The 15,055-nt window shown below is 64.6% G+C and carries 10 protein-coding genes; 6 read left to right on the top strand and 4 right to left on the bottom strand.

Annotation, left to right across the window (positions count from 1 at the left end; translation table 11 throughout):
- Positions 1-86 precede the first annotated feature (86 nt).
- The 3 genes from NJ69_RS08905 to metH all read right to left on the bottom strand — a co-directional run bounded on the left by NJ69_RS08905 (position 87) and on the right by metH (position 6,249).
- On the bottom strand, positions 87-974 hold the full coding sequence (locus NJ69_RS08905; RefSeq protein ID WP_039578209.1) for a formylglycine-generating enzyme family protein: 888 nt from the start codon (positions 972-974) through the stop codon (positions 87-89).
- A gap of 49 nt (positions 975-1,023) precedes the next feature.
- On the bottom strand, positions 1,024-2,316 hold the full coding sequence (locus NJ69_RS08900; protein ID WP_039578207.1) for an aminotransferase class V-fold PLP-dependent enzyme: 1,293 nt from the start codon (positions 2,314-2,316) through the stop codon (positions 1,024-1,026).
- A 225-nt stretch (positions 2,317-2,541) separates the two neighbouring features.
- Entirely contained in the window at positions 2,542-6,249 is a 3,708-nt protein-coding gene (gene metH, locus NJ69_RS08895) for a methionine synthase (RefSeq protein WP_039578204.1), read from the bottom strand.
- Between the two features lie 173 nt (positions 6,250-6,422).
- Between metH and NJ69_RS08890 the strand changes: the two genes are divergently transcribed.
- From NJ69_RS08890 to nfuA, 3 genes are all read left to right on the top strand, one after another.
- A complete protein-coding gene (locus tag NJ69_RS08890) occupies positions 6,423-8,723 on the top strand; it encodes a fatty acid cis/trans isomerase (protein ID WP_039578202.1) in 2,301 nt (766 codons plus the stop codon).
- 111 nt (positions 8,724-8,834) lie between these two features.
- Positions 8,835-9,860 carry an acyltransferase family protein gene (locus NJ69_RS08885; RefSeq protein ID WP_029613565.1) on the top strand — a complete coding sequence of 342 codons (1,026 nt, stop codon included), beginning with the start codon at positions 8,835-8,837 and terminating at the stop codon, positions 9,858-9,860.
- A 59-nt stretch (positions 9,861-9,919) separates the two neighbouring features.
- Positions 9,920-10,504, top strand: coding sequence for a Fe-S biogenesis protein NfuA (gene nfuA / locus NJ69_RS08880; RefSeq protein WP_029613566.1), 585 nt, complete (start codon positions 9,920-9,922; stop codon positions 10,502-10,504).
- 67 nt (positions 10,505-10,571) lie between these two features.
- Here nfuA and NJ69_RS08875 read toward each other — a convergent pair whose 3' ends face one another.
- Positions 10,572-11,429: an SDR family oxidoreductase gene (locus NJ69_RS08875; RefSeq protein WP_039578199.1), complete on the bottom strand. Its 858-nt coding sequence runs from the start codon at positions 11,427-11,429 to the stop codon at positions 10,572-10,574.
- Between the two features lie 175 nt (positions 11,430-11,604).
- On the opposite strand from NJ69_RS08875, the gene NJ69_RS08870 reads away from it, so the two are divergent.
- The 3 genes from NJ69_RS08870 to NJ69_RS08860 all read left to right on the top strand — a co-directional run bounded on the left by NJ69_RS08870 (position 11,605) and on the right by NJ69_RS08860 (position 15,048).
- On the top strand, positions 11,605-12,132 hold the full coding sequence (locus tag NJ69_RS08870; RefSeq protein ID WP_039578196.1) for a hypothetical protein: 528 nt from the start codon (positions 11,605-11,607) through the stop codon (positions 12,130-12,132).
- A gap of 84 nt (positions 12,133-12,216) precedes the next feature.
- Complete coding sequence (locus NJ69_RS08865) at positions 12,217-14,070, top strand: ABC transporter ATP-binding protein (protein WP_039578195.1); 1,854 nt, start codon at positions 12,217-12,219, stop codon at positions 14,068-14,070.
- Positions 14,071-14,103: 33 nt separating this feature from the next.
- Positions 14,104-15,048, top strand: coding sequence for a LysR family transcriptional regulator (locus NJ69_RS08860; protein ID WP_039578192.1), 945 nt, complete (start codon positions 14,104-14,106; stop codon positions 15,046-15,048).
- The last annotated feature ends 7 nt before the right edge of the window (positions 15,049-15,055 follow it).

Genomic DNA, 15,055 nt, shown 5'->3' with positions numbered 1-15,055 from the left:
CAATCCTCCAGAAGCTTCACGGGATGTACTGCATACACGTATGAGCGGCGCGTTCCCGGCACAGTTCGATTTTTTTGCAGGTGAGCTCAGAGCTCGCGCACCACTCGGAAACCCAGCCAATCGCCGCGCAGGGTCGAACTGCGTTCGTTGCGGTTGCCGGAGCGCGAGAAGATCGGCGCCTCGGTGTAGTCGTTGCCGCGAATCACCCTACGGTCGGCGCATTCGCTGCTTTTGGTCTGCGGGCTGCCGTCGGTGGGCGCCGTGGCGTAGCTGTCGACGTAGCAGTCGCGGGTCCACTCGTAGACGTTGCCGTGACCGTCGTACACGCCGTAGGGATTGGGTGGGTAGCTACCGGCGGGCGATGTGTAGGAGAAACCGTCCTTGGGACCGTAGGTGTTGGCGTGCTTGGCGATGCTGTACTCCTCGCCTTCATCGAAGGGGAAGGGGAACGGGCCGCTGCTGCCGCCGCGAACGGCGTACTCGCGCTGGGCTTCGCTCTGCACCTTGTAGACGTGGCCGGTCTTCTTCGACAACCACGCGGCGTAGGCTTCGGCCTCGTGGAAGTTCAGGCACACCGCTGGCTGCTTGTCGCCCTGGGGGTAGCGCGGCTTACCGGCAATGCATTCGCGACCGGGGCGGGTGTCGCCGTTGGGCACTTGGTAACCGCTGCTGCGCAGGTAGGCTTTCCACTCGCCGTTCTGGACCTGGAAGCGGCTGACGGCGAAGGCTTTCTTGAACGTCACCTCGTGCAGCGGGCCTTCGTCGGGCTGGCGCCCGAGTTCGTCATCGGGGGTGCCCATGGTGAAGGTGCCTGCCGGCAACACCACCATTTCCGGGCAGTCCTTGCAGTCCTTGAACACCTTGCCCGGCTGGGCGGGGCTGGCGGCCAGGGCGCTGGCGGACAGGCCGGTCATCAGTACCAGGCCCAGGGCCAATGGCAGGGCGGACAGGGGATGGGGAGGCTGTGGAGTCATCGTGGGTCTCGCTGTCTGAAGGGTGAAACGGGGCACGCCACAGGCGGGCCTACAGGCGTTTTTCGAGGATGGCCATAAAGCGGTCCAGCTCGCGCTCGTCGTTGAGCAGTCCCGGCGCGGTCCGCACCACCGGGCCGACGTCACGGTCCACGGCGTCGGCGACCACCCGATTGGCCATCAGGTAGGCCGCCACCTGGTCGCTGTCCTGGCCCTTGACCCGGAAGAAGCTGAAACCCGACGACAGGGCCGGGCGCTGCGGCGTGACCAGTTCGATGCCGGGCAAGGCCAGCAGGCGCTGCTTGAGGTCGCTGTTGAGCTGGTGAATGCGCGTTTGCACGTCCGCCTTGCCCAGTTGCAGGTGCAGGTTGAACGCTTCGTCCACGGCCCAGCGATGCTCGAAGGCGTGGTAGCCACCCGGGGTCATGCTGGTGGCGAAGTCGCTGTCCTGGGAGAAGGTGGGGATGATCGGCGTCAGGTGGTCGAGCGTTTCCGAGGCGGCGCAGATGATGCCGGTGCCGCGTGGGCCGAACAGCCATTTGTGGGTGCCGGCGATGAAGTAGTCGCAGTGCATGGAAGGAAAGTCGAGGTCTTCCACGCCGAAGCCATGCACACCGTCGACCACGTACAGAATGCGGTCCTTGTCGTCGCGGTTACGGTTGCGCTCGGCGACCAGTTGGCCGATCTCGCCGATTGGGAGCTTGACGCCACTGCCGGACTGCACCCAGGTCATGCCCAGCACGCGGGTGTTGTCGCGAATGCCGGCAGCGATGTTGCCGAGGATTTCATCGGCGGACACGTTGGCGGGCTGGTCGAACAGCGGAATACGCCGCACCTGGGTGCCTTCGCGCTGGCTGCGGTAGGCCAGCACATGTTTGGTAGCGTAGTGCTCATGCGGGGTGATGAGGATTTCCTGGTCCGGGCGCACCTGCAGGCCGCCGAAGATCAGGGTCAGGCCTTCGGTGGTGCTGCCGGTCAGGGCGATCTGGCCGGGACGGGCATTGAGGTAGCGACCGGCGGCTTGGCGTACCCGCGCTTCGTGCTGCCACACCTCTTCGCGATCCCAGTCCATGGCCAGCCCTGGGTTGCGGTCCAGGTGGGCGCGATAGCGGGCGATGGCCTCGGTCACCGGACGCGGGTGGGAGGTGATCAGGAAGTTGGAGAAGTGCAGGTAGTCAGGGTCTTGGTCGAACAACTGGCGCAGGCGCTGCCACTTGTCCTGGGTCTGGGGTTGGATGTGCGGCGGCGCGGTGGCGGCCTGGGCGCTGTGCTGCAGGGCGCTGCCGAGGGGTAGGGCTGCGGCCAACAGGCCGGCTTGCTTGAGAAAGGTTCGGCGGTCGTTCATGGCAGGGCGTGGCCCGAAGGCGCCGTGCGCGGGTGGGGGATGCAAAGGGGTCGTGTCATGGCCTTCTCGCGGCTCGCCATCGTCAGGGCAGGTGAGGTACCTGTTGTGAGGGATGGACGAGCCTGCGCGGAAGGAATTTAGGGGATTGGAAGCGGCAAGTGGCAAGCGGCAAGCGGCAAGTGGCAAGCGGTGAACGGCGAACCGCTAACCGCTGCGCCTACAGGATCAGGCCTCGTAGCCCAGGTTCGGTGCCAGCCAGCGTTCGCTGACGCTGATGGCCTGGCCTTTGCGAGCGCTGTAGCGCTCGATCTGGTCCTTTTCCACCTTGCCGACCGCGAAGTACTGCGCCTGCGGGTGGGCGAAATACCAGCCGCTGACGGCGGCCGCCGGGAACATGGCGAAGTGCTCGGTGAGGAACACGCCGCTGGGGCCGGTTTCGCCGATGGCGGTGCCGTCGAGCAGGCGGAACAGCGTGGCCTTCTCGGTGTGGTCCGGGCAGGCGGGGTAGCCCGGGGCCGGGCGGATACCGCTGTACTGCTCCTTGATCAGCGCCTCGTTGTCCAGTTGCTCGTCCTGGGCGTAGCCCCAGTACTGCTTGCGCACCCGGGCGTGCAGCCATTCGGCGCAGGCCTCGGCCAGACGGTCGGCCAGGGCCTTGACCATGATCGAGCTGTAGTCGTCGCCCTTGTCTTGATAGGCCTTGGCCACTTCCTCGGCGCCGATGCCGGCGGTGGTGATGAAGCCACCGACATAGTCGGTGACGCCGCTGTCCTTCGGCGCGACGAAGTCGGCCAGCGACCAGTTCGGCTTGCCGTCGGGCTTGATGGTCTGTTGGCGCAGGTGGTGCAGGGTGGCCAGGGTCTGGCCTTGGTCGCCGTACACCTCGATGTCATCGTGCTCGACCTGGTTGGCCGGCCAGAAGCCGAACACCGCACGGGCGCTGATCAGTTGCTCGCTGATCAGCTTCTCGAGCATGTCGCGGGCGTCCTGGTACAGCGCCGTGGCGGCTTCGCCGACCACCTCGTCGGTGAGGATGCGCGGGAACTTGCCGGCCAGGTCCCAGGAAATGAAGAACGGCGTCCAGTCGATGTACTCGGCCAGTTCGCGCAGGTCGATGTCTTCCAGCACCTTGACGCCGGTGAAGGAGGGGACTGCCGGCTGGTAGGCGGCCCAGTCGTAGTGGGGCTTGGCGGCGATGGCCTGGTCGTAGCTCAGGCGTTCGGTGCGGGCGCTGCGGTTGGCGGTGCGCTCGCGCACTTCCACGTATTCCTGGCGGGTCTTGTCGACGAAGGCGCCCTTGAGCTCCTTGGACAGCAACTGGGTGGCTACGCCCACCGCGCGCGAGGCGTCGGTGACGTAGATCACCGCGTCGTTGGCGTACTTGGGCTCGATCTTCACCGCCGTGTGGGCTTTGGAGGTGGTGGCGCCGCCGATCATCAGCGGCAGGTGGAAGTCCTGGCGCTGCATTTCGCGGGCTACGTGGACCATTTCGTCCAGCGACGGGGTGATCAGGCCGGACAAACCGATGATGTCGCACTTCTGCTCGCGGGCGGTCTGCAGGATCTTCTCGGCTGGCACCATCACGCCGAGGTCGACGATGTCATAGCCGTTGCAGCCGAGCACCACACCGACGATGTTCTTGCCGATGTCGTGCACGTCACCCTTGACCGTGGCCATGAGGATCTTGCCCTTGGCCTCGGGCTTGTCGCCTTTTTCGGCTTCGATGAACGGAATCAGGTGCGCCACCGCCTGCTTCATTACCCGCGCCGACTTGACCACTTGCGGCAGGAACATCTTGCCGGCGCCGAACAGGTCGCCGACCACGTTCATGCCGCTCATCAGCGGTCCTTCGATGACCTCGATCGGCCGCGTGGCCAACTGCCGGCATTCCTCGGTGTCTTCGACGATGTAGGCGGTGATGCCCTTGACCAGCGCGTGTTCCAGGCGCTTGTCCACCGGCATCGAGCGCCACTCTTCGTTTTCCACTTCCTTGGTGGCGCCGCCGCCTTTGTAGTCGTCGGCGATGGCCAGCAGGGCGTCGGTGCCCTCGGGGGTGCGGTTGAGCACCACGTCCTCGACCTTCTCGCGCAGCGCGGCGGGGATCTCGTCGTAGATCTCCAGTTGGCCGGCATTGACGATGCCCATGGTCAGGCCATTCTGAATGGCGTGGTAGAGGAACACCGAGTGGATCGCTTCGCGTACCGGGTTGTTGCCACGGAAGGAGAACGACACGTTGGACACGCCGCCCGAACTCAGCGCGTGGGGCAGGTGGTCGCGGATGTAGGCGCAGGCTTCGATGAAGTCCACGGCGTAGTTGTTGTGTTCCTCGATGCCGGTGGCGACGGCGAAGATGTTCGGGTCGAAGATGATGTCTTCGGGCGGGAAGCCCACCTCGTTGACCAGGATGTCGTAGCTGCGCTGGCAGATTTCCCGCTTGCGCGCGGCGGTGTCGGCCTGGCCGACCTCGTCGAAGGCCATCACCACCACGGCGGCGCCGTAGCGTTTGCACAGGTTGGCGTGGTGCTTGAATTGCTCGACGCCTTCCTTCATCGAGATCGAGTTGACGATACCCTTGCCCTGGATGCACTTCAGGCCCGCTTCGATCACCTCCCACTTCGAGGAGTCGATCATGATCGGCACGCGGGAGATGTCCGGCTCGCCGGCGATCAGGTTGAGGAAGCGCACCATGGCCGCCTGGGAGTCGAGCATCCCTTCGTCCATGTTGATGTCGATCACCTGGGCGCCGGCCTCGACCTGCTGCAGCGCCACTTCCAGGGCTTCGGTGTAGTTCTCTTCGCGGATCAGCCGGGCGAACTTGGCGGAACCGGTGATGTTCGTACGTTCGCCGACGTTGACGAACAGCGACTGGCGATCGATGGTGAACGGTTCCAGGCCCGACAGCCGGCAGGCCTTGGGAATGTCCGGGATGGCCCGTGGCGGGTACTTGGCCACGGCCTCGGCGATGGCCTGGATATGGCCTGGGGTGGTGCCGCAGCAGCCGCCGATGATGTTGAGGAAGCCACTGGCGGCGAACTCCTCGACCACCGCCGCCATTTCCGCCGGGGTTTCGTCGTACTCGCCGAAGGCGTTGGGCAGGCCGGCGTTGGGGTGGGCAGACACCTGGGTGTCGGCCTTGGCCGAGAGCTCTTCCAGATAGGGGCGCAGGTCCTTGGCGCCGAGTGCGCAGTTCAGGCCTACCGAAATAGGCTTGGCGTGGCGTACCGAGTTCCAGAAGGCTTCGGTGGTCTGTCCGGACAGGGTGCGGCCAGAGGCGTCGGTGATGGTGCCGGAGATCATGATCGGCAATTCGACCCGATCTTCCTCGAACACCTGCTGCACGGCGAAGATCGCGGCCTTGGCGTTGAGCGTGTCGAAGATGGTTTCGATCAGGATCAGGTCCGCGCCGCCTTCGATCAGACCGCGGGTGGCCTCGGTGTAGTTGAGCACCAGTTCGTCGAAGGTGACGTTGCGATAGCCTGGGTCGTTGACGTCCGGGGAAATCGAGCAGGTGCGGCTGGTGGGGCCGAGCACGCCAGCGACGAAACGTGGGCGTTCCGGGGTTTCCAGGGTCTTGGCGTCCGCCACCTGGCGGGCGATGCGCGCGCCTTCGACGTTGAGCTCGTAGACCAGCGCTTCCATGCCGTAGTCGGCCTGGGACACCTGGGTGGCGTTGAAGGTGTTGGTCTCGAGAATATCGGCGCCGGCGTCCAGGTACGCCTTCTCGATGGCGGCGATCACCTGGGGCTGGGTCAGCAGCAGCAAGTCGTTGTTGCCCTTAACATCGCTTGGCCAATCGGCGAAGCGCGTGCCACGATAGTCCTTTTCCTCCAGACGATAGCTCTGGATCATGGTACCCATACCGCCGTCCAGAATCAGGATACGCTCCTTCAGTGCGTGCTGAAGTGCTTGGAGACGAGCGCTGCGGTCGGGCATGAGAACTAACCTGGTCGGACGAAGATCGGAAGTGCGGGATAATAACAAAGCTGCACGGATTTTAGGTGCATCGGCCAATTGCATGAATTTGATTCATGTTGGCGATGCCAGGCGCAGACCCGTTGGAAACACAGACAATCGTGACAGCTCTCAAGAACCAGGACACTGCGCACATGGTGCAACGTTTTATCGCCGCCTCCTTTGCCTTGCTGCTCGGTGGCGCCGCATGGGCCCAAGCCCCTCAATCGAGCCCGAGCATTTCTTATACCCGGGACATCCAGCCGATCTTTACCCAGAAGTGCGTGGCCTGCCACGCCTGCAACGATGCGGCCTGCCAGCTCAACTTGGGCAGTGCCGAAGGCGTGCAGCGCGGCGCCTCGAAAGTGCCGGTGTACCAGGGCGAGCGCAGCGAGGCGGTGCCGACCACGCGGCTGTTCTACGATGCCCAGGGTGAAGAAGCCTGGCGCAAGAAGGGTTTCTACTCGGTGCTCGACGCCCAAGGCAGCCAGGCGGCGCTGATGGCGCGCATGCTCGAGCTGGGCCACAAGACCCCACTCACGCCCAATGCCAAGTTGCCGGACGAGATCGTCCTGGGCCTGGAGCGCAACAACATGTGCCCGCTGCCCCACGAGTTCGACGCCTACGCCGGCGCCCATCCCAAGGAGGGCATGCCGTTGGCGGTCACCGGGCTCACCGATCAGGAACACCAGACCTTGCAGCGCTGGCTCGCCGCCGGCGCGCCGGTGGAGTACCAGCCGATCCAGCCAAGCGCCAGCGAGGCCAGCCAGATCGCCGAGTGGGAGGCACTGCTCAACCGCCCAGGCGCCAGCGAAGCGCTGGTCGGTCGCTGGCTGTACGAGCACCTGTTCCTGGCGCACATCTATTTCACCGGCGGTGAGCCGGGTCACTTCTTCCAGTGGGTGCGTTCGCGCACGCCCAGTGGCCAGCCGGTGGACCTGATCGCCACGCGGCGGCCCAACGATCCGCCGGGTAGCGATTTCTACTACCGATTGATGCCGGTGCAGGGCGTGATCGTGCACAAGACCCACATCACCTACCCGATGGGTCCGCAGAAGCTCAAGCGCGTCAAGCAGCTGTTCTACAGCGGCGATTGGCAGACCACTTCGCTGCCAGGCTATGGCCCGCAGCGCCGCGCCAATCCGTTCGAGACCTTCGAAGCGATCCCGGCGGTGGCGCGCTACCAATTCATGCTCGACAACGCCGAATACTTCGTGCGCACCTTCATCCGCGGCCCGGTCTGCCGTGGGCAGATCGCCACCGACGTGATCCGCGACAACTTCTGGGCGCTGTTCCAGGAGCCGGCCCACGACCGCTATGTCACCGACGCGGTGTACCGTGGCCAGGCGACGCCGCTGCTGGCCATGCCTGGACAGATCGACGACGTCGGCAGCGTGTTGAGCCTGTGGCGCGCTTACCGCAACAAGCGCAACGACTACGAAACCCTGCGCCGCGAGGCCTATGCCGAAATGCCGCCACCGAGTTGGTCGACGCTGTGGGCCGGCAATGACAACGCCTTGCTGAGCATCTTCCGCCACTTCGACAGCGCCTCGGTGAGCAAGGGCCTGATCGGCGATGTGCCGACCACCATGTGGTTGTTCGACTACCCGCTGCTCGAGCGCACCTATTACCAGTTGGCGGTCAACTTCGACGTGTTCGGCAACGTCTCTCACCAGTTGCAGACGCGTCTGTACTTCGACCTGATCCGCAATGGCGCCGAGGTCAATTTCCTGCGCCTGATGCCCGCCGAGAAGCGCGGGGCGATCCTCGACGATTGGTACCAGAACAGCGGCAAGGTGAAGATGTGGCTGGACTACACCGACATCGACACCGACACGCCCAGCGGGCTGCAACTGGACAAGCACCACGCCGAACGCGATTTCGGCCTCAAGCTGCTGCAGCGCACCGCCAGCCTCAACGCGGCTCCCGACCCGATCAACCGCTGCACCGGGGCCTATTGCTCGCGGCCGCAGATGAACGCGCAGTTCCGTGACGTCGAGCAGTCGCTCAGCCGCCTGGTGTCGCGTCCGGCGGCCGGGCTCAAGGTGATCGGCCAGCTGCCCGAGGCGACCATGCTGCGCATCGAGGGGCAGGGCGGTCAGCGCCAGGTCTACAGCCTGCTGCGCAACCGCGCCCACAGCAATGTCGCGTTCCTGCTCGGCGAGGCCTATCGCTACCAGCCGGGTCTGGATACCTTGACCCTGTACCCGGGCGTGCTGAGCAGTTACCCCAACTTCATGTTCAACATTCCGGCCACTGAGGTGGCGGCATTCGTGGACGCCATGGAAGCGGCGCGCGACGACACCGGCAAGTTCGAGCGCATCGTCGAGCGCTGGGGCATTCGCCGCAGCCATCCGCAGTTCTGGCAGTACTTCCATGACCTGAGCACCTTCATCGAGGAAACCGATCCGGTCGAAGCCGGGGTACTGGACATGAACCGCTACGAGAACCTCTGATCGGACCTTTCCGGGTCGACTGTGGTCGGACAGGTGGGTGGCCCGGCCGTGGCAGCGCTCAGCGCGCTGCCACGGCCGGGCCTGAATGCACCGACAATCGCAGGACAACCCATGCTGTATTCGCTTCAGGCGCTCCGCGCGTTCGCCGCCTGGGTGGTGGTCTGCCACCACTTCATGCAGATATTCTTCGACTTCCATGCCGACGGCCCCGTGGGCCGCCTGCTCGCCGAGCGCGGTGCGGTGGGCGTGGACATCTTCTTCGTCATCAGTGGTCTGGTGATCTACCTCTCGACCCGCGACAAAGACATCGCGCCCCGCGAATTCCTCCTCAACCGCGTGCTGCGCATCGTCCCGGCCTACTGGTTCTACACCTTGCTCATGGCCGTGATGCTGCTGGCGGCCAGTCGCTGGATGCCGCATCAGGTGTTCGACTGGCAGCATCTGCTGCTGTCGCTGTTGTTCGTGCCGTCCGAAAACCCCGGTGGCTACGGCCTCTATCCAACGCTCAACGTCGGCTGGACGCTGAACTTCGAGATGTTCTTCTACCTGCTGTTCGGCCTGGCCTTTCTGGTGCGCCAGCGCCACCACCTGATTCTGGTCACCGCTGCGTTGCTGCTGGTCAGTGAAGTGCTCGGCCGTCTTGGTGTGCTCAGCCGCTTCTACAACAACGACATCATCTACGAGTTCGTGCTGGGGATCGGGCTGGGTGTGCTGTACCGCCGTGGTTTGATTCGCGAGGGACTCTGGCTACCTTTGGCGGTGCTGGTCGCGGCCGGCTTTGCGTTGTATCGGCTCGACGCCTCGCAACGCCTGCTGCACTGGGGCTTGCCCAGTGCCATGGTGGTGCTGGCGTTCATCGCCCTGGAGCCGTACTTTCGCGGCAACCGGGTGCTCAAGGCGCTGGGCGATTGTTCCTACTCGGTGTACCTGATCCACGTGCTGGTGCTCTGGGCCGGCTGGTTCGTCAGCCAGCGCCTGGCGCTGAACCCGTACCTGGTGTTCGCCGTCTGCGTGCCGGCCATCGGCTTGCTGTCGTGGTTCAGTTACCAGTGGCTGGAGTGCGGCCTGTACCGGCGATTGAAGGCGCAGTTCGCCACGAACCAGGCTGCACCGGCGCTATCCCGAGTCAAATACTAGGACTTTGTCCGATGCCGGGCTTTGGCGTACACTGCACGGCAAGTCTGTGAGGAACTTCCATGAGCGCTATAACCATTACCGACGCCGCCCATGATTATCTGGCCGATCTGCTTTCCAAGCAGAACACGCCCGGGATCGGCATCCGCGTCTTCATCACCCAGCCGGGCACCCAGTACGCCGAGACCTGCATCGCGTATTGCAAGCCGGGCGAAGAGAAGCCTGACGACACCGCCGTGGGTCTGAAGAGCTTCACCGCTTACATCGATGCCGTCAGCGAGCCGTTTCTCGAAGACGCGCTGGTGGACTACGCCACCGATCGCATGGGCGGGCAACTGACCATCAAGGCGCCGAACGCCAAGGTGCCGATGGTCAACGAAGACAGCCCGCTCAACGAGCGCATCAACTACTACCTGCAGACCGAGATCAATCCGGGTCTGGCCAGCCACGGTGGGCAGGTGAGCCTGATCGACGTGGTCGAGGACGGTATCGCCGTGTTGCAATTCGGCGGCGGTTGCCAGGGCTGCGGCCAGGCCGACGTGACGCTCAAGGACGGTATCGAGCGCACCTTGCTCGAGCGCGTGCCGGAGTTGAAAGGCGTACGGGATGTGACTGACCACAGTCAGAAAGAGAACGCCTACTACTGAGTCCAGTGGAAGGCGTGACGCATTGGGGCCGCAGTGTGCGGCCCCAATCGCATTCAGTGCAAAGCCCTCACAGGATCGGCTTGCCGCCGGTCACCGCATAGCGCGACCCGGAAATGTAGCTGCTCTCGTCCGAGCCCAGCAGCACATAGATCGGCGCCACCTCCACCGGCTGTCCTGGCCGTCCCAGCGGCGTTTTCGAACCGAAGTTGCGCACCGCCTCATCCGGCATGGTCGCGGGGATCAAGGGTGTCCAGATCGGGCCTGGCGCCACGCTGTTGACCCGGATGCCCTGCGGGCCGAGCATCTGCGCCAGCCCCGCGCTGAAGTTGGCGATGGCGCCTTTGGTGGTGGCATAGGCCAGCAGGCTTGGCGACGGGTCGTCGGAGTTCACCGAACTGGTGTTGATGATCGAACTGCCGCGCGGCATGGACGGCAGCGCCGCCTTGCAGATGCGGAAGATGGCGGTGATGTTGATGTCGAACGTCTTCACCCATTCCTCGTCGTCGATTTCGTCGAGGGTTTCATGCGACATCTGGAACGCCGCGTTGTTGACCAGAATGTCGATGCGCCCGAACTGCCCGACGGTTTTGCTAACGATGTCGTGGCAGTGCTGTTTTTGCGCCAGATCGCCCGGCAGCAACAGGCACTGACGACCTTCGGCCTCCACCCATTTGGCGGTGTCCTTGGCGTCTTCGTGCTCGTCGAGGTAGGCAATGGCCACATCGGCGCCCTCGCGGGCATAGGCGATGGCCACCGCGCGGCCGATGCCGCTGTCACCCCCGGTTATCAGCGCCTTCTTGCCCGTCAGCCGACCGCTGCCGGTGTAAGACTGTTCGCCGCAATCGGGTACCGGGTCCATGTGCTTCTGGCTGCCGGGCACGGTCTGCGGCTGCGAGGCGAACGGTGGGGTGGGGTAGTTGCGCATGGCGGTCACTCCTGCTGAAGAAAAAGGTCTCTTTGCCTATGAAGCGAGCCAGTGCTCAGGGTTGGAACGGATCTACGCCTGCCACGACAGACGGTCGGCGGGCGATTGATCTGAATCTTTCTCGCGCGCCTGTCTCTATCCCCTATCGAGTCACACAACGATCAGGAGCGATCGCGTGCCACGCATCATCACCCCCGCTACTCCCGAGCATGAAATCTCCAGCGAGCGCGAAGCACGGATGTTCGGCTCGCCGAAAGAGCGCCTGGATTTCTATCGCCGGGAAATCCAGTACGAGACCACCATCCTGGCCAACCGCACCGACGCCTACCTCACCGCGCAATCCTTCCTGGTCATCGCCTTCGTCTCCGCCATGAGCAACCTCAACGAGAGCTGGGGGCAGATGTTCACGTTGCTGGTGCCGCCCTTCCTGGCGCTGCTGGGCGTGCTCAGTTCGCTCAACGCCTGGCCGGGGATCCATGCCGCCTACAAGATCATCGACCACTGGCAGCTCAAGCAGAGCAATCTACTGCGCAGCGAACCGCTGATGGGCCTGGCCTACGACGAGTCGCCGCTGTTCGCCGAGGCCGAGACCTCACGGGCGTCGCATCGCAAGTCGCTGCTGTTTTCCCTGCGCACGCCGTGGATCTTCCTGGCGTTCTGGGTGATTTTGGGCGGTTACGCGCTGTTCATTCAGCTGAGTTGACGGACCGCCTTCACATTTCACTTACAGTCAGCACGGCCGCCCATCTGGCAGAATCCCTTCCTTTTCCTGTGTCTGGAGACCTTCATGCTGCGTGTACTCGAACGCTGGCTTGACCCTTTCCCGCCCGACGAGGCCCCACCACCGCCCATGGGGCTGGCGCGCTTCATGTGGGCCTGCACCCGCGGCGCGCGCGGCTACATCGTCGCCCTGGCACTGCTGAGCGCCGCGGTGTCGGTGTATGAAGCCTGGCTGTTCGCCTTTCTCGGACAAGTGGTGGACCTGCTGGCCAAATGGCAGGTCGGCGAAGCCGTAACCGCCGAGGAGACTCGCGTGCTGTGGGGCGTTGGCGCCGTATTGGTGATCAGCATTGCGCTGGTGGCTGCACGCACCATGGTCCAGCACCAGGTCCTGGCGATCAGTTTGCCTCTGCGCCTGCGGTGGGATTTCCACCGTCTGATGCTTCGCCAGAGCCTGTCGTTCTTTTCCGATGAGTTCTCCGGGCGGGTGACCACCAAGGTGATGCAGACCGCCCTGGCGGTGCGCGAGGTGCTGTTCACCTTGATCGAGATCCTGCCGGGTATCGGGGTGTACTTCGTGGCGATCATCGCCTTGGCGGGCGGCTTCGCGCCCAAGCTGATGCTGCCGTTCGTGGCCTGGTTGCTGCTGTTCGGACTGACCATGCTGTACTTCGTGCCGCGCCTGGGCAAAGTGGGGCAGGAGCAAGCCAACGCCCGCTCGTCCATGACCGGGCGGGTGTCGGACGCCTATACCAACATCACCACGGTCAAGCTGTTCTCCCATTCCAAGCGCGAGGCGCATTTCGCCCGGGCGGCGATGGAAGACTTCAAGCACACCGGTTTCCGACAGATGCGCCTGGTCAGCCAGTTCGAGATCGCCAATCAGGCGCTGGTGGTCGGTTTGATCATGAGTGCCGGCGGCTATGCCCTGTGGCTCTGGCATCAGGGTCAGGTCGGCGCCGGTGCGGTGGCGGCGATCACCGCCATGGCGCTGCGCATCAATGGCATGTCGCACTGGATCATGTGGCAGATGACCTCGCTGTTCGAGAGCATCGGCACCGTGCAGGACGGCATGGCCACCCTGGCCACCGGTCCCAAGGTGCAGGACGCGCCCGGTGCCGGTGTGCTGCAGACCCAGGGCGGGGCCGTAAGCTTCGACAACGTGCACTTCAACTACAACGGCGAACGTCAGGTGCTCGATGGCCTGAGTCTGGAGATCCGTGCCGGCGAGAAGATCGGCCTGGTCGGCCGCTCCGGGGCCGGCAAGTCGACCTTGATCAACCTGCTGCTGCGGTTCCACGACGTCGACCAAGGACAGATCCGCATCGACGGCCAGGATATCGCCCAGGTCACCCAGGACAGCTTGCGCAGTGCCATCGGCATGGTCACCCAGGACACCTCGCTGTTGCACCGCTCGATTCGCGACAACATCGCCTACGGCCGGCCTGACGCCACCGAGGCGCAGATCCGCCAGGCCGCCGTCGACGCCCAGGCCGATGACTTCATCCGCCAGCTCAGCGACCGCCAGGGCCATACCGGCTACGACACCTTGGTTGGCGAGCGCGGCATCAAGCTCTCCGGCGGCCAGCGCCAGCGCGTGGCGATCGCGCGGGTCATGCTCAAGAACGCGCCGATCCTGCTGCTCGACGAAGCCACCAGCGCGCTGGACTCGGAGGTGGAAGTGGCCATCCAGGAAAGCCTCGACGAGATGATGCAGGGCAAGACGGTGATCGCCATCGCCCACCGCTTGTCGACCATCGCCGCGATGGACCGGCTGATCGTGATGGACGAAGGGCGCATCATCGAGCAGGGCACCCATGCCGAGCTGCTGGCGCGCAACGGCACCTACGCCCGGCTTTGGCAGCACCAGAGCGGGGGCTTCCTCGGCGAAGACCAAGGTGTGCTGGAGGCGGCCGAATGAGCCAGAGCCGGTCGTCTAGGCAGGGGCACGCCCATGCACACCTCTGAGCGGCTAAAAGGCCTCGACGTGTTCGTCGCGGTGGCCGAGTGCGCCAGCTTCACTGCGGCGGCAGAGCGCTTGAACCTCACCGCCTCGGCGGTCAGCAAGAGCGTGGCGCGCTTGGAGGCACGGTTGGGCGTGCGGTTGTTCGAGCGGACCACCCGCACCCTGGCACTGACTGAGGCCGGGGTGACCTTCCAGCGCACCTGCACCCGCGTGTTGGGCGAGCTGGAGGACGTGGAGTCGGCGTTGCTCAACGACAGCGAAACGCCGCAGGGCAGGGTACGCATCGACTTGCCGGCGTCTTTCGGACGCCTGCACGTGCTGCCGCTGATCCTGGATTTTCTGCACCTGTTTCCCAAGGTCGATCCGCATGTGTCCTTCACCGACCGTTTCGTCGATCCGGTGGCCGAAGGCATCGACATCGTGGTGCGTATCGGTGGTCCCGATGCCTGGCCAGCCAGCCTAGGGCACCAGTTCCTCGGTGCGCAGCGCCTGGTGTTCTGCGCCGCACCCCGGTATCTGCAACGCCATGGCGAGCCCCGCGACCAGGCCCAATTGCACGGCCATGCCTGCGTGGTCTATGGCCAGCGTGATGGCGGTGTCGGGCCCTGGTACCTCAAGGGCCGCGAGGCCGGGGATATCGAACGACGCAGCATGCCTTCGCGCATCGCCGTCGGCGATGGCGAAGGCGAGGTGGCGGCCGTGTTGGCGGGGCTCGGTATCGCCCAGTTGCCCACCTGGCTGACCCAACCGCACATGGAGCAAGGCAGCGTGGTGGAGGTGTTGCCTGAACTGTCCACCGATGGCTTGCCGATCAACCTGGTCTGGTTGAAGAGCCGGGAAAACCTGCCCAAGGTCCGCGCCCTGCTCGACTACCTGGCGCCGCGCCTGTGCGCCCACGGCAGACGGCCTGCGCCGCCTGACACGGCACAATGAGCGCTGC

The organism is Pseudomonas parafulva, from assembly GCF_000800255.1.
Taxonomy (GTDB): domain Bacteria; phylum Pseudomonadota; class Gammaproteobacteria; order Pseudomonadales; family Pseudomonadaceae; genus Aquipseudomonas; species Aquipseudomonas boreofloridensis.
The sequence above is the reverse complement of the archived record's forward strand: the minus strand, read 5'-3'. Positions and strand labels throughout refer to the sequence as shown.